The following is a 13933-nucleotide window of genomic DNA, read 5'->3' as shown; positions in this document are numbered from 1 at the left end:
GCTGAACTCTAACTTTTGTATTGTACCACAATTCTCTCCTTAAGCAGTACTTCACTCTATTTTTCTTTTAAGGGAAAACATGCTATTCTTTTAGGCAGGAAATGTAGAAAACGAGGTCGATATATTATGCATTATGATGTTATTGTCATCGGCGGCGGGCCTTCTGGGCTAATGGCTGCAATCGGTGCTGCAGAAGAAGGCGCAAGCGTCTTACTTCTTGATAAAGGAAATAAACTAGGGCGTAAACTTGCGATTTCTGGTGGCGGCCGCTGTAACGTAACGAACCGTCTACCACTTGATGAGATCGTTAAACATATACCAGGAAATGGCCGCTTCTTATACAGCGCTTTTTCTATTTTTAATAATGAAGATATTATTACATTCTTCGAAAATCTCGGTGTAAAACTGAAAGAAGAGGATCATGGCCGCATGTTCCCTGTTTCAAATAAAGCCCAATCGGTAGTAGACGCACTTTTAACACGATTAAAAGATTTAGGTGTAAAGATCCGCACGAATACACCTGTTGAAACGATTGAATATGAAAATGGTCAAACGAAAGCAGTCGTACTAAAGACCGGCGAAGTGCTAGAAACAAATCACGTCGTTATCGCTGTTGGCGGAAAATCTGTTCCTCAAACTGGTTCTACTGGAGACGGATATGCTTGGGCAGAAAAAGCTGGTCATACAATTACAGAATTATTCCCAACAGAAGTACCAATCCTTTCAAACGAACCATTTATTCGAGACCGTTCACTGCAAGGCCTCGCTTTACGAGACGTAAACTTAAGCGTATTAAACCCGAAAGGAAAAGCTATCATTTCTCACAAAATGGACATGCTTTTCACTCATTTCGGCCTATCTGGTCCTGCTGCCCTTCGCTGTAGTCAATTCGTTGTAAAAGCACTGAAGAAGTTCAAAACGAATACAGTGCAAATGAGCATCGATGCATTGCCAGAAGAAAATAGTGAACAACTATTCCAGCGCATGCTGAAACAAATGAAAGAAGATCCGAAAAAAGGAATTAAAAACGTTTTAAAAGGTTATGTACCTGAGCGTTACTTCCTATTCTTATTAGAAAAAAATGAAATTGATGGCAGCGAGCAAGCTGGACAAGTTTCTCATGAGAAGATTCGTGCACTTGTGAAAGACTTTAAAGAATTTACTGTAAATGTAAATGGTACGCAGTCCATTGAAAAAGCATTCGTTACTGGCGGCGGTGTATCCGTTAAAGAAATTAATCCGAAAGAAATGTCGTCTAAATTCACAAACGGCTTATATTTCTGCGGAGAAGTTCTTGATATTCACGGTTATACTGGTGGTTATAATATTACATCTGCTCTCGTTACTGGTAGAATTGCTGGAACAACAGCTGGAGAAAACGCGAAAATGAAGTATTAAAAAAAGAAACAGGGATTCCTGTTTCTTTTTTATAGGTACATGAAATTATATCAGCGATTCTACTACTTATATCGGCGATTTTTCAAATATATCAGCGATTCTGCAACTTATATCGGCGATTTTTCAAATATATCGACTTACCGACAAAAAACGACAAATATACGCTCCAGCTAACTTCCCATTGCTTTTTTGTTGCTTTATTTACCTTAGTACCTTTATATTTTATATTGTTGAATATTTGAAAAAGGGTAAGGGGAAAACATATGAGAAAAAAAGTCATGATGTCTTTAATGCTAATGACGTTTCTTTCTGCGGTAGAAGGAACGATTGTTAGTACAGCAATCCCTCGTATAACGAGTGATTTATCCGGCGTTGAACTTGTTAGCTGGGTTTATGCAATTTACATGCTTGCCACAGCGGTTTCAACTCCAATATACGGAAAGCTCGCTGATTTATTCGGCCGTAAAAAAGTTTTACTTATCGGAGCTACAATCTTTTTAGTCGGTTCTGCACTTTGCGGTGTCGTTACATCGATGGAACAATTAATCTTCTTCCGTGCGCTTCAAGGTATCGGTGCTGGTGCTGTTATGCCGATCACAATGACAATTATTGGAGACTTATATAGCGAAGCGAAAGACCGCGCAAAAGCACAAGGCTGGATGAGTGCCGTTTGGGGTGTATCTGGTGTTATCGGACCGTTAGTAGGTGGATTTTTAGTTGATTCTCTTTCTTGGCGTTATATTTTCTTCTTAAACGTTCCATTTGGAATTATCGCCTGCTTAATGATTGCCATTTACTACAAAGAATCTATTAAGCCTGCTAAACACCATATCGACTATCTTGGTGCAACAGTCTTCTCATTAAGTACGATTGCTCTACTATACGCGTTATTAACAGGTAGCAGTAAGCAAAACTGGGGAGACATAACAATTATCGGCCTATTAATCTTCGCCGTCGTTTCATTCATTATTTTCTTATTCATCGAGAAAAAATCTCCGGAACCATTAATTCCGCTAGCACTTTTCTCTAACCGTACATTATCTACGATTAATATATTAACGCTTATTGCTGGCGCAATGATTATTAGCATTACAATGTACCTTCCAATTTGGAGCCAAGGTGTATTAGGAAAAAATGCGACAGAAGCTGGACTTATTTTAATGCCAATCCCTGTTATGTGGACATTTGGCGCTATTTTCTCTGGTAACTTAGTAGGAAAATTAAAAACGAAACAAATCATTTTACTTGGAGCGAGCATTTTATCAGTCGCTACGTTCTTATTATTTACATTATCAACAAACTCACCATCGTTCCTTATTTATGTAGCAGTCGGATTATTCGGCTTAGGAATGGGGCTTGTGACACCGATTTACATGGTAACAATTCAAGCAGCCGTACCAGCTCATACACGCGGAACAGCCGTTGGTTTAAACACATTTATTAATACATTTAGCCAAACGTTAGGTGCGGCAATATTCGGTACAATCTTCAATACGATGATTCACGCACGTGGTATTAAAAACCTTGATCTTGTATCTGGCGGACATGGAGGTACTACAACAAACGTAGTAACTGAATCGCAATCCGCATTAGCATCAAGTGTACACGTCATTTATATGAGTACTTTTGTATTGGCAGTATGTACATTAATTATCGCTTGGCTTTTATTAAAGCCCGCTACACAAACGAGTGAGCAATAAGAAAGAGGATGACCAAAATGGTCATCCTCTTTTTACTCCTCATTCTCCACAATATGTTTCAACATGGACAATTTATTATCCCAAAAACGTTCATAATACGAGAGCCACTGTTGTAATTCCTCTAATGGTTCTGGATGCAAGCGATATATTTTCTCTCTTCCGCTTTTTCTTCCGCTTACTAAATTCGCTTCTGAAAGAATATGAAGGTGCTTTACAACCGCAGTACGACTCATCGGAAAATGATCCGTTATTTTGGAAATCGGTAACTCTTTATCACTTAATAACCGTATTACTTCTCGGCGGGTTGGATCAGCAATTGCTTGAAACACATCATATTTCGCTGCTGATGAGGACACTTAGCCTTCGACAACCTTTTTCAGTTTTTCATTTACAATCGCTACCCAGCCTCCGCTCATTCTGTCGCGAATAATAGAGCTCTTCGCATTCGCTTTCGGAAGAATTTCATCAGGGTGTTTCCAGCCGCCGTGAATTAACGTAAATTCTGTTTTATTATCTCCTAGGTCTTTCAGATGAAATGAAACAACCCAGCCATCTGTATCCCATGAAAAAGATAGATGATTTGGCTCATCGATTTCTAATACTTTACATGGTGATGGTCCAAATGGTGATTGTACATGAAATTCATGTCCTACCTCTAATACGAAATCATTTGGCATAAACCATGAGGCAATCCCTTCTGCAGTTGATACTACATTCCACACCTTTTGAATAGACGCGTTAAAAACGATCGTTTGTTTAATGTCAGTTAATGGATTTTGTTGTTCCATTTTCATTTTCATTCTCCTTTATTCGGCAATCAAATATAACACCTTTTGGTTACACTTAGATAATATAACACCTTTTAGTTTCATGTCAACGCTAACTCTTTTTTACTGTTGAGAAATTCTCAACATTTTTTCAACAGGACAAACACCCTCTGAGCATTCCCTCATAATATACTCACAAAGGCAATAAAAAATAAAAACTTTTCTCAATATGAAACTCCATCATTCATCTTGAAAGAAGCGCCTTACGTATATCATGCGTATTTCGTCTCTCCTCCTTCCCTCAGGGACACTACGCGAGATATGAAAAATCAGAAGGAATATGCCCACCATTTGAGTAGGTAGTTATTTCTCTTCTCCTCAACATTTCCTCAGGAGCGAAATGACTACCGACTCACTTTTTCAAACAAAAATAAAAAGGGGATGAAAGCTATGTTCTATTGCATTAACTGCTCTGACATTCACCATGAAAAACATCCGAATGATAAAGTATTCAAAAACGGGTTTTATATTGATCCATTTTTAGGTGATCGTTATCACCTTGGTATGTGTAAAGATGCCCAAAATCATCAGACAGGGGAGCCTCTTTTAACTACAAAACAATTAGGCACAACCCAATCTATTATGAACGTATTACCGACACATGTTGTCCCAACATAAAGCATAAAAAAGAGCTGGCTCACCCAGCTCTTTTTTATGCTTTATAAACGATCATTGCTGAAAAACAATAAATTTGGTTTTCGTCATCATTAATAGAAACACCGACTTGGTACTTAATATCTACAAAGTTACTATCATCAATCTTTTTCAAAAAAACATTTACAGCGTCTTCTAAGTCTTTTTCGTGACTTTCATCAAACACTTTCACACGAATCATGTTAACACCATCCTAGATCGCAGCCCTCCGCCGCTTGATTATTGCCACGGTGCGTATCTATGATGCGATAAAACTTTCCGTCTTCATATATATATCCGTCTTCTAACACATATTGTTTACCTTCAGTATAGACATAAAACTTACCTATCATAAATTTACTCGTATATAATTCCAAATAATCTGGCCTAAATTTAGCTACAACTTTATTTGTAATATCAATTTTTATTGTGCGCCCCACCTTCTCTCCCTCCTTTGCAAAGAACGGATTTAGGTATATTGTATTAGCGATTTTACATTTTATGCTTAAAAATAAGTGGATATGCCTCCTTTCTCCGCCTGTACTATTTTTCTAACAAAATCATCAATAAGTAAAAGCAAAAAAATATATATAAAAGGAACTTTTACTTATTGACTCAAATATAATTATTATGGTATTATATAAAATTTGACATTCCCATTCACTTATGCTATCATTAAAGATGGTTACCACATATGGAGGTGGATGATTTGTTTCAAATTGGTGATAAAATCGTTTATCCAATGAACGGCGCAGGAGTCATCGAAGCCATTGAAGAGAAAGAAATATTAGGAACAACACGTCAATATTGTGTAATACGTATCATTAGTAAAGATATGCAAGTAATGCTTCCGATGGATCAATTACAAAAATCAGGTATTCGTTATATCGTAGATAAAGGTACGTTAGATGATATACTTCTTGAATTTCAAAACGGGGAATCAGATACATCACTTTCCTGGAAACAAAGATATACAATGAATATGGAAAAAATGAAAAACGGCAATCTGCAAGATAGTGCAGAAGTTGTTCGAGATTTACTTCGCCGCAATAAAGAGAGAGCTTTAAATGCGAGCGAAAAACAAATGCTAGATAACGCCCGAAAAATGATGATTAGTGAAGTTGCACTCGTGCAAAATGTTTCTGAACATCAAGCAACAGAATATCTTCAAGACACTATTAATCACTAAATTTAAAATAGCTGGCCGCTATTTTTTTTGTGTAAAAAAAGGACGAAGAGTTTTATCTCTTCGTCCTTTTCTATTACCCACGCCCAGCTTGAAACGATGGATATAACGTCATTCCACCATCTGCAAATAGCGTAATTCCAGTTACATAACTCGCCTCTGAGGAAGCGAGCCACGTTACTACCGCTGCAATTTCTTCTGGTTTTCCAATATAGCCCATCGGTATCATACTTTCTACGTCAGCACGTTTTTTAGGATCAGCAAACTTTTCTGCATTGATCGGCGTATTAATTGCACCTGGTCCTATATTATTTACTCGAATACCTTTTGGCGCATATTCCATCGCTAACGTTTCTGTCATCAGTTTCATACCGCCCTTACTTGCTGCATAGTGCACGAATAAGGGCCACGGAATTTTCTCATGAACACTAGACATATTAATGACAGACCCTTTAATATCATGTTCTACAAAATATTTAATCGCTTCTCGGCTTCCTAAAAAAGCACCTGTTAAATTTGTGTTAATTACCCGATTCCAATCTTCAAGCGGCATTTCATGCGATGGTACCGCATTTTCTATCCCGGCATTATTAATCATAACGTCAAGCGTACCAAACTCTTTTACAGCAGATTGAATGAGATTCACCACATCTGATTCGACTGTTACATCACCTTTTACAGCAATCGCTTCTCCGCCTACCTTTTTAATTTCTTCTAACACATCATTCGCTTCTGATTCTCGTGAGCGATAGTTAATTACTACTTTTGCTTTCTCCGCAGCAAACCTTACTCCTATCGCTCTTCCAAGACCAGTTGCTGATCCTGTAATAACGACAACCTTTCCTGCTAAATCACTATACATTCCAATACCTCCTTTAACTTTTTGCTATACCTAACATAATTCCGGCTGCAATAATAAAAACGATACCGACAACAATCCCTGTTAATTGGCGTTTCGTTTTTCTTTCACCTAATATAAGAATCCCGCCAAGCGTCGAAATAATAATTCCCATTTGCGATAGCGAAAAACTTGTTGCCACTCCGACACGCGGTTGCGAAATGAATAAAAACATATTTCCAGCTGCCCAAATTAATCCTGGAATAATATTTCGTATTGCATATTTATTAAATGGATGATGTTTAAACGTAAGCAAAATCCCTCCTAACACCATACCAACTGCTTGTGGCAACAAAGCTGACCAACCATCTACGTTAAACAGTCTAATCACTACTACGTAAACTAAATAACCGACTGTTGAAATAAATAAAATGATAATGCCCCTTTTAAAATTCCCCGCTTGCTCTGCATTCTTTTCTTCTTCACTTTGAAGCGATGTTAAAATAACACCGATAATAATACAAACGAGAGCCAATACACCAAGGACGACTGATATTGTTGTGGACCACTCATGAAATACGATGACTCCAAATAAAGTTGTCGCAACTAATTGAAGTCCTGTTGAAATGGGCATCGTCCTTGAAACGCCCATTAAATCAATACTTTTTAATTGATTCGCCTGACCAAGCGCCCAAAATAAACCTGATACAATCCCAACTCCGATAACAGTAGGAGTCAATACTGGTTTCATAAAAATATAAACAACAATTGAGAAAATAAGTGCGCCAAACGTTGTACCGAGCGTTTGACTATAAGGCCCCCCGCCCAGTTTTACGTTAAATAGCACAATACTTCCCCAAAATATAGCTGGTAAAATCGCTAAAAATATATCCATCGCTCATTACCTTTCTTTACTAAATGTCATAGGTTATCACTCTGAATCAGTAGAGTGAGCTTTTATTTTTTCTTTTTGACGTTCACAAACTTTTTCTGCAATAGCACCAGAAACATTCTTTTCCCGCTCCACTTTCTTTATCTTTACGTGATCTAAATGATCCTCCAAAGTAAGTGTAACTTTATCATTCGGCGGATTATGCGCACCTTGGAACGTAAGAAATTGTAGCGTAATTTCAAATCTAGGAACGAACTCACCGTTCTTGCCGAGACGCTTTATATTGATAACTGAAGCACATTCATATTGATCTTCTGTCACTTGCCTAATAACTGAATAGTACCTATTCGATAATGCACTCTCTAAAAGTTGTTCTCTTGATTCTTTTGCGAAAGAATCACTTGGAGAAGAGAAAAAAGCCACACATAGCATTGTTATAACTGCACATATTTTTTTCATAGTTCCCTCCTTGTTCTATACATTAGTGTTCTCAAAACTGCCATAAAAAAACGACTTTCCCTATGTAGGAAAGTCGTTTTAATGAATCCAATATTAACCACCGCTCACTGGTGGGATAAGTGCAACAACATCACCAGATTGAATCGTATCATCTTCATTTGCATATTCTTCATTAATCGCAACCATAATTGGTGTCGATACTGGCACATTATATTCAGTTGCAACAATATCTTTTAACTCTGCAACCGTAATATTTTCTTTCGCTATTTGTAATTCACTTCTTCCTGCTTCTTCTTGCAAGTTCGCAAATAACAATACTCGAATCATACTTATAACTCCTTCCCAGGCTCTCCCGCCGGATATGGCGTTTTTTCTAATTGATCGCCAATCCAAGAGTCTCCATCTTCCCAAAACTCTTTTTTCCAAATCGGAACAATTTGTTTTATGCGTTCCATAATATATTCATTTGCTTCATAAGCCGCTTTACGATGCGGCGTTGAAACAGCCACAACAACCGCGATATCAGAAATTTGCAGTGTACCGATGCGATGTGTAATCGCAACGTGTGTACCTGGCCATTTCTCTTTCACTTCTAATCCGATTTTCTCTAGCATCTTTTCTGCCATCGTTTTATAAGCGACATATTCTAAGTATAATGTACGACGCCCTTTCGTAAACTCTCTAACCGTTCCAATAAATGTTGTAACAGCACCACATTCGCGGCGAATAACCTTATTCGCTACCTTTTCAATTGAAATTTCTGTATCAATTACTTCATAATACGTATTTGTCATTTCGCACTCCTTACCGTTTGTAAAAACCAGTCTATGTACAATTCTTCTTCTGTTATATGAAATACTTTATATTCTTCTCGTAAGTTTGCAGGAGCATCATACCACGTAATAACTGCTACTATATTTTCTACTTTCTGTAAAAGTTCAACGTCTTCCGCAGAACGAAGTAACACTACTTTCGGATAGCTCTCTTTTTTATAGCCCTCGATTACAATTGTATCTACTTCAAAAAACTCATATAGGCGAATAATTTCTTGCAAAGACCATTCTTCTCTTAATGACGACATGGAAAGTAATCCAGCGCCTTCTACACTACTTACGATCGCACCGGCCTTTCGGTGCCTTTCACTATCTTTTTGCGCTACTTCTGGAAAACCTCCGTGTCCGTGATGTTTAATGGTAGCAACTTTTATTTCACTTTCGGCTAATGCATGCACCAATTTCTCAACAAGTGTTGTTTTCCCACTATTTTGATACCCTACTATTTGTAAGATTGAAGGGGCTTTTCCCATGGCCAATCACATCCCTCAGCGTGCTCTAACAATAATACAGACACTTTCATCCCTGCCTCAAAGCCTCTCGTTCCTCCAGGCAACACAATAAAAGCATTCGCATCTGCAAGTGAAGATACCGCACTCGATTTATCTAAACCGACCGGCATCGCTTGTAATGCCCCGTCCACAATTGTCACCTTTGCTCTTACAAAACGAGTAAACGGATTCGGCTTTGGAAAATCTTTTTGTAAAATAGCATCTGCTCTATATACGTGAGGTTCTTTCGCATACAAATATGTTTTTATAACCGGATGCACAAATAACTCAAATCCTACGTAACAAGCTGACGGATTCCCTGATAAACCGAAAAGTAACTTTCCATCAACTTCAGCTACGGTCGTTACACTTCCTGGTCTCATCGCTATTTTATTAAAGAGTACATTCGCTTGTAATTTTTCATAAATAGCTGGCAAGTAGTCATAATCTCCTACCGACACACCGCCTGTCGTAATTAAAATATCAACTTCATCCATCGCTGATTGAACAGCTGTAAAACATGCATCTAACTCGTCGGCAAGTTGGCCATAATACCGAATTTTACCTCCGGCTTTCATAATTTGAGCAGCAATCATATAAGAGTTACTATTTCTAATTTTCCCCGGCTGTAACGACTCATGTACTTCTAACAATTCACTTCCTGTCGTCACAATACCAACAACAGGCTGTTTTACAACTTTCACAGTACTATATCCAAACGTCGCTAATAAAGCCGCAACACCTGGATTGATTGCAACCCCTTTCTGAACGAGAACTTGATTTTGCTTTATATCTTCTCCTTTAAATGACACATTGTCACCACTATAAAACGGACGCTTTAACTTCATATATGTTTTTCCGTCCTTCTCAAAACCTTCCGTCAGCTCTAGCATGACGACTGCATTACAATCCGCTGGAATAGCTGCTCCTGTCATAATACGAACCGCCTGAAAAGATCCTACTGCATCTAGAAAAACAGACCCCGCTCCGATTTCTCCTATTACTTCAAACTCAATTGCATTCTCTTGATTTGCTTCTTTCGTATCTTCCGCTCGAATTGCGAAACCATCGTAAGGAGAACGATCAAAATGAGGAACGTCATGATCAGAGACAACATCCTCCCCAAGAATTCTCCCGTAACTTTCCGTAATAGAAACCTCTTCTACTTCACCAATTTTCGCATATTCCATTACTCTCTCTACTGCCTCAGCAACTTGAATCGGAATTCGTTTTTCTACCATCGTTTCTCACCCCATATTTGCAATTTTTTTTATCTCGATTAAACTTTATATATTAAATAGAAATTACTTCAAGGAGGAATTCCATGTCTTCATTCACACACTTTAATGACCAAGGACGCGCGAAAATGGTTGATATAAGCGACAAAAAAGCAACCGTTCGAACAGCAATTGCGTGCTCTAGCATTGTCGTTACAAAAGAAATTTACGATAAAATCTCTCATAATGAAATTGGGAAAGGTGACGTATTAGCAGTTGCACAAATCGCTGGTATTATGGCTGCAAAACGCACTTCTGACATTATCCCAATGTGCCATCCTTTATTATTAAAAGGTGTTGACGTTTCTTTCGATTGGAAACAATCTGATGAACAATATCGATTACTGATTGAAGTAAAAGTTAAAACAGAAGGTAGCACCGGTGTTGAGATGGAAGCTTTAACAGCTGCTTCCGCTACCGCTCTTACTGTGTACGATATGTGTAAAGCTGTTGATAAAGGTATGATTATTGGCGAAACGTACTTACTTGAAAAAACAGGCGGAAAAAGTGGAGATTATGCGAGAAAGTCTTAACCTTCTCCCTGTTGAACCTAAAGGATTTCCCTTTAGGTTCAACCTATATATCTTGCATATAAACGTTTTGCTACATTTATATCATTCGTCCCATGAATAAAAGCTCTGCCATCTGTAAATAAAACGAAACGAAATTCCTCTACTAGAAAAGATACTAAATACGGAGTAGCCTTTACATCCACACTTCTTTGTAAGCGCTTTTTAATTTCTTCTAAATTAAATTCATTCCGCACACCTGGACGGATTTGTACTGTATTTCGTCCACATAACACTTCTGTTTTCGTTTGTGCTTCAAATGTTAAACTCGGATATGTACGTAATCTCCCGCAAGATAAACACGTTTCTTTTTTCTGTCTATTCACTTTAAATGCCATCTGTTGATTATTCCAAAGATCAAACGATAACATCGTTTCGCGAAGTGCCCCATAGTCTTCTACTAATATTTTCAGCGCTTCCGTTATTTGATGCGCAACTACTAATTGTACTGCCGGCTGTATAATACCAGCCGTATCACATGTTGCTCCGCTCGCCGGATGCTCCATTAAACAGCGGAAACACGGTGTTTTTCCTGGTAAAATTGTATACGTTACTCCGTAGCTCCCAACGCAACCACCGTATATCCACGGAATATTATACTTTTGTGAAATATCATTAATAAGAAGACGCGTTTCAAAATTATCTGTCGCATCTAATATTAAATCTACATCCTTCACTAACTCTTCCATTTCTTGCACTGTTACATCCGTCACAACCGGATTTATTTCCACCTCAGAATTAATCGCTTTTAAATGCTCTGCCGCTGCTACCGCCTTCGGTTTATACTGCGTTGCGTCTTCTTCTGTATATAATTGTTGCCTTTGTAAATTACTCCACTCTACATAATCACGATCCGCAATTGTTATTTTTCCAACACCTGCTCTAACAATTGCTTCTGCATTTGCTGCGCCAAGAGCTCCCGCACCAATAATAAGCACATGCTTTTCTCTAATTTTTCTCTGTCCTTCTTCTCCAACACCAGCAAATAATATTTGCCTTGAATATCGCTCCTGCATACGATAGCCTCCTTTCTTATCCTCCTATATAAGACATTTCAATTTTCGGACGATTTTTTGCACTTTCTTCCGTCCGTTCATCCGAATACCTATCTTTTCTATTCATCCATACATCTTGTATAACGCTTACTAACTCCTCATCCGAAAGATTTCCTCTAAGAAGTTCCCTTAGGTCGAGTCCCTCTGTCGCAAATAAGCAAGTATAAAACTTTCCATCTGCTGAAATTCTCGCTCTCGTACAAGAGGAACAAAAGGACTCAGAAACAGAAGTAATAAAACCGACTTCAGTATTTGTTCCAACGTAACGATATCGCTTCGCAACTTCACCAAAATAATGTGCTTCAACTGGCTCAAGCGGATACACGCGATGAATCATCTCAATTAACTCTCGTTTCGTAACGACTTGATCAAAGTTCCATCCATTTGTACTACCCACATCCATAAACTCAATAAACCTAAGCGAGATTCCTTGCTCTTTAAAATACGCAGCCATTGGAAGTACTTGATGATCATTCATCTCTTTTTTCACAACCATATTTACCTTTACATCAAGCCCGGCCTCTTTTGCAGCCATAATTCCCTTTATAACAGGTTTCGTATTAATATTCCGGCCATTAATAGCCTTAAATACATCATCATCTATTGCATCCAAACTAACATTTACTCTATGTAATCCAGCTTCTTTTAATACTTTTGCTTGCTTCGTTAAATGAATTGCATTGGTCGTTAACCCTATATCTAATAGCCCGTCAATTTTCATGAGACGTGCAATAAGTTTTGTTAAATCTTTACGAAGTAGTGGCTCGCCACCAGTAAGTCTAATTTTTCGTACACCGATACTAACAAATAATCTTGCCAATCGCTCAATTTCATCAAACGTCAGTAAAAACTCATCTTTCAAAAAAGCATAATCTGGCCCAAACACTTCCGCTGGCATACAATATGTACATCTAAAATTGCAACGATCAATGACAGATATACGTAAATCTTGAAGCGGGCGTCCAAAAAAATCTGTAACCATCTCCTGCATCGCCACCCTCCCTTTCTGCCAAATTTATCTCTTTTCATTCTATTATAATATATTTTCGAACTGCGATGTTTTTGCTCGAGTGAATAAAGTAAAACTTTCCTAACCAATTAGATTACCTACGAATAACGAGGTAAAAACCTTGAAGCATAAAAGCCCCAAGGTTTTCTTCCTATTAACTTAATCTAATAATAGTTAAAGTAGCTCCTGGCGTTGCCGTAGATAATGTAGCGATTGCAACTAATCCAAATAACTGCAGACTAATAGCAGCTCCAGCAGGCAAATTAGCAATGATCGTTGCACTAAATGAACCAGTAGCAACTGTCGGAGCGTTTATCGTTCCCGCAAGCGGACTGCCATTTACAGTTATACGAGAACTTACAAGTAATCCTGCCGTTAGATTAATTGTATAAGCTATATAATAATTCCCTGCACTTGCAACTGTAAATACAGTATTCCCACCACTAACAGTTATTCCCGGTCCAATATTTTGATTGTTTGGTAACGGAATATTCGTGCCACCTAATAAAACGGAAATAGCGGTTCCAGATGTATTATTCGCAAATGCATACGTTGCAGTTGTACTAACTCCAGTCGCCCCGGTCGCTCCAGTGGCTCCAGCTCCGGTTGGACCTGTATCTCCAGTTGGACCTTGTGAACCTGTTGCTCCGGTTGCCCCTGTAGCTCCCGTTGGACCTTGAGTTCCTTGCGGGCCTTGAATTCCTTGGGGACCTGTCGCTCCGGTTGCCCCTGTAGCTCCCGTTGGACCTTGAATTCCTTGCGGGCC

At 38.3% G+C, this 13933-nt stretch carries 19 protein-coding genes; 5 read left to right on the top strand and 14 right to left on the bottom strand.

Annotation, left to right across the window (positions count from 1 at the left end; translation table 11 throughout):
- Window positions 1–126 precede the first annotated feature (126 nt).
- Window positions 127–1398: an NAD(P)/FAD-dependent oxidoreductase gene (locus tag PDK19_RS25770; protein ID WP_014893470.1), complete on the top strand. Its 1272-nt coding sequence runs from the start codon at window positions 127–129 to the stop codon at window positions 1396–1398.
- Between the two features lie 263 nt (window positions 1399–1661).
- Entirely contained in the window at window positions 1662–3098 is a 1437-nt protein-coding gene (locus PDK19_RS25765) for an MDR family MFS transporter (RefSeq protein WP_001228014.1), read from the top strand.
- A 32-nt stretch (window positions 3099–3130) separates the two neighbouring features.
- Here the strand turns inward: PDK19_RS25765 and PDK19_RS25760 are convergent, their stop codons facing one another.
- Together PDK19_RS25760 and PDK19_RS25755 are read right to left on the bottom strand one after the other, a co-directional pair.
- Window positions 3131–3454 carry an ArsR/SmtB family transcription factor gene (locus tag PDK19_RS25760; RefSeq protein ID WP_000098837.1) on the bottom strand — a complete coding sequence of 108 codons (324 nt, stop codon included), beginning with the start codon at window positions 3452–3454 and terminating at the stop codon, window positions 3131–3133.
- Window positions 3455–3886: an SRPBCC family protein gene (locus tag PDK19_RS25755; RefSeq protein ID WP_014893469.1), complete on the bottom strand. Its 432-nt coding sequence runs from the start codon at window positions 3884–3886 to the stop codon at window positions 3455–3457.
- A 429-nt stretch (window positions 3887–4315) separates the two neighbouring features.
- Here PDK19_RS25755 and PDK19_RS25750 point away from each other — a divergent pair, with 429 nt between their 5' ends.
- Window positions 4316–4543, top strand: a complete 228-nt coding sequence (locus PDK19_RS25750; protein WP_000498992.1) for a DUF3973 domain-containing protein — start codon at window positions 4316–4318, stop codon at window positions 4541–4543.
- 34 nt (window positions 4544–4577) lie between these two features.
- Here PDK19_RS25750 and PDK19_RS25745 read toward each other — a convergent pair whose 3' ends face one another.
- Window positions 4578–4760, bottom strand: coding sequence for a sporulation protein Cse60 (locus PDK19_RS25745; RefSeq protein WP_000621751.1), 183 nt, complete (start codon window positions 4758–4760; stop codon window positions 4578–4580).
- Between the two features lies 1 nt (window position 4761).
- Window positions 4762–4998, bottom strand: a complete 237-nt coding sequence (locus PDK19_RS25740; RefSeq protein WP_000533800.1) for a DUF2553 family protein — start codon at window positions 4996–4998, stop codon at window positions 4762–4764.
- Window positions 4999–5252: 254 nt separating this feature from the next.
- Here PDK19_RS25740 and PDK19_RS25735 point away from each other — a divergent pair, with 254 nt between their 5' ends.
- A complete protein-coding gene (locus PDK19_RS25735; protein ID WP_001993652.1) occupies window positions 5253–5747 on the top strand; it encodes a CarD family transcriptional regulator in 495 nt (164 codons plus the stop codon).
- A 73-nt stretch (window positions 5748–5820) separates the two neighbouring features.
- Here PDK19_RS25735 and PDK19_RS25730 read toward each other — a convergent pair whose 3' ends face one another.
- The 7 genes from PDK19_RS25730 to moeA all read right to left on the bottom strand — a co-directional run bounded on the left by PDK19_RS25730 (window position 5821) and on the right by moeA (window position 10498).
- Entirely contained in the window at window positions 5821–6606 is a 786-nt protein-coding gene (locus PDK19_RS25730; protein ID WP_049113175.1) for a glucose 1-dehydrogenase, read from the bottom strand.
- Between the two features lie 13 nt (window positions 6607–6619).
- The gene (glcU, locus tag PDK19_RS25725; RefSeq protein WP_000350850.1) at window positions 6620–7477 is read right to left on the bottom strand and encodes a glucose uptake protein GlcU; all 858 of its coding nucleotides are present in this window, start codon (window positions 7475–7477) and stop codon (window positions 6620–6622) included.
- Window positions 7478–7513: 36 nt separating this feature from the next.
- On the bottom strand, window positions 7514–7933 hold the full coding sequence (locus PDK19_RS25720) for a DUF3888 domain-containing protein (protein WP_000717592.1): 420 nt from the start codon (window positions 7931–7933) through the stop codon (window positions 7514–7516).
- 93 nt (window positions 7934–8026) lie between these two features.
- Window positions 8027–8260 carry a molybdopterin converting factor subunit 1 gene (gene moaD, locus PDK19_RS25715; protein ID WP_000621784.1) on the bottom strand — a complete coding sequence of 78 codons (234 nt, stop codon included), beginning with the start codon at window positions 8258–8260 and terminating at the stop codon, window positions 8027–8029.
- A gap of 2 nt (window positions 8261–8262) precedes the next feature.
- Window positions 8263–8727 (bottom strand): molybdopterin synthase catalytic subunit MoaE, encoded by a 465-nt coding sequence (moaE, locus tag PDK19_RS25710; protein WP_061183144.1) that lies wholly within the window; start codon window positions 8725–8727, stop codon window positions 8263–8265.
- A complete protein-coding gene (gene mobB / locus PDK19_RS25705) occupies window positions 8724–9239 on the bottom strand; it encodes a molybdopterin-guanine dinucleotide biosynthesis protein B (RefSeq protein ID WP_049113164.1) in 516 nt (171 codons plus the stop codon). Before mobB ends, moaE begins: the two co-directional genes overlap by 4 nt.
- The gene (moeA, locus tag PDK19_RS25700) at window positions 9209–10498 is read right to left on the bottom strand and encodes a molybdopterin molybdotransferase MoeA (RefSeq protein WP_049113158.1); all 1290 of its coding nucleotides are present in this window, start codon (window positions 10496–10498) and stop codon (window positions 9209–9211) included. The genes mobB and moeA overlap by 31 nt, the downstream gene beginning before the upstream one ends.
- An 83-nt stretch (window positions 10499–10581) precedes the next feature.
- Between moeA and moaC the strand changes: the two genes are divergently transcribed.
- Window positions 10582–11067 carry a cyclic pyranopterin monophosphate synthase MoaC gene (moaC, locus tag PDK19_RS25695; RefSeq protein ID WP_000094140.1) on the top strand — a complete coding sequence of 162 codons (486 nt, stop codon included), beginning with the start codon at window positions 10582–10584 and terminating at the stop codon, window positions 11065–11067.
- A gap of 38 nt (window positions 11068–11105) precedes the next feature.
- Here moaC and PDK19_RS25690 read toward each other — a convergent pair whose 3' ends face one another.
- The 3 genes from PDK19_RS25690 to PDK19_RS25680 all read right to left on the bottom strand — a co-directional run.
- Window positions 11106–12119, bottom strand: coding sequence for a molybdopterin-synthase adenylyltransferase MoeB (locus PDK19_RS25690; RefSeq protein ID WP_049113156.1), 1014 nt, complete (start codon window positions 12117–12119; stop codon window positions 11106–11108).
- 16 nt (window positions 12120–12135) lie between these two features.
- Window positions 12136–13149: a GTP 3',8-cyclase MoaA gene (gene moaA, locus PDK19_RS25685; RefSeq protein ID WP_049113151.1), complete on the bottom strand. Its 1014-nt coding sequence runs from the start codon at window positions 13147–13149 to the stop codon at window positions 12136–12138.
- A 172-nt stretch (window positions 13150–13321) separates the two neighbouring features.
- A partial coding sequence (locus tag PDK19_RS25680) for a BclA C-terminal domain-containing protein (protein ID WP_442868814.1) occupies window positions 13322–13933 on the bottom strand: 612 nt, incomplete at its 5' end.

It is taken from the genome of Bacillus cereus group sp. BcHK124, from assembly GCF_027712065.1.
Lineage (GTDB): Bacteria > Bacillota > Bacilli > Bacillales > Bacillaceae_G > Bacillus_A > Bacillus_A pacificus.
The sequence above is the reverse complement of the archived record's forward strand: the minus strand, read 5'-3'. Positions and strand labels throughout refer to the sequence as shown.

What these genes read in the sequence shown, in the direction of transcription:
- PDK19_RS25770 (WP_014893470.1), top strand. Translation starts at nt 127, where the DNA reads ATGCATTATGATGTTATTGTCATCGGCGGCGGGCCTTCTGGGCTAATG.
- PDK19_RS25765 (WP_001228014.1), top strand. Translation starts at nt 1,662, where the DNA reads ATGAGAAAAAAAGTCATGATGTCTTTAATGCTAATGACGTTTCTTTCT.
- PDK19_RS25755 (WP_014893469.1), bottom strand. Translation starts at nt 3,886, where the DNA reads ATGGAACAACAAAATCCATTAACTGACATTAAACAAACGATCGTTTTT.
- PDK19_RS25750 (WP_000498992.1), top strand. Translation starts at nt 4,316, where the DNA reads ATGTTCTATTGCATTAACTGCTCTGACATTCACCATGAAAAACATCCG.
- PDK19_RS25745 (WP_000621751.1), bottom strand. Translation starts at nt 4,760, where the DNA reads ATGATTCGTGTGAAAGTGTTTGATGAAAGTCACGAAAAAGACTTAGAA.
- PDK19_RS25735 (WP_001993652.1), top strand. Translation starts at nt 5,253, where the DNA reads ATGGAGGTGGATGATTTGTTTCAAATTGGTGATAAAATCGTTTATCCA.
- PDK19_RS25730 (WP_049113175.1), bottom strand. Translation starts at nt 6,606, where the DNA reads ATGTATAGTGATTTAGCAGGAAAGGTTGTCGTTATTACAGGATCAGCA.
- glcU (WP_000350850.1), bottom strand. Translation starts at nt 7,477, where the DNA reads ATGGATATATTTTTAGCGATTTTACCAGCTATATTTTGGGGAAGTATT.
- PDK19_RS25720 (WP_000717592.1), bottom strand. Translation starts at nt 7,933, where the DNA reads ATGAAAAAAATATGTGCAGTTATAACAATGCTATGTGTGGCTTTTTTC.
- moaD (WP_000621784.1), bottom strand. Translation starts at nt 8,260, where the DNA reads ATGATTCGAGTATTGTTATTTGCGAACTTGCAAGAAGAAGCAGGAAGA.
- moaE (WP_061183144.1), bottom strand. Translation starts at nt 8,727, where the DNA reads ATGACAAATACGTATTATGAAGTAATTGATACAGAAATTTCAATTGAA.
- mobB (WP_049113164.1), bottom strand. Translation starts at nt 9,239, where the DNA reads ATGGGAAAAGCCCCTTCAATCTTACAAATAGTAGGGTATCAAAATAGT.
- moeA (WP_049113158.1), bottom strand. Translation starts at nt 10,498, where the DNA reads ATGGTAGAAAAACGAATTCCGATTCAAGTTGCTGAGGCAGTAGAGAGA.
- moaC (WP_000094140.1), top strand. Translation starts at nt 10,582, where the DNA reads ATGTCTTCATTCACACACTTTAATGACCAAGGACGCGCGAAAATGGTT.
- PDK19_RS25690 (WP_049113156.1), bottom strand. Translation starts at nt 12,119, where the DNA reads ATGCAGGAGCGATATTCAAGGCAAATATTATTTGCTGGTGTTGGAGAA.
- moaA (WP_049113151.1), bottom strand. Translation starts at nt 13,149, where the DNA reads ATGCAGGAGATGGTTACAGATTTTTTTGGACGCCCGCTTCAAGATTTA.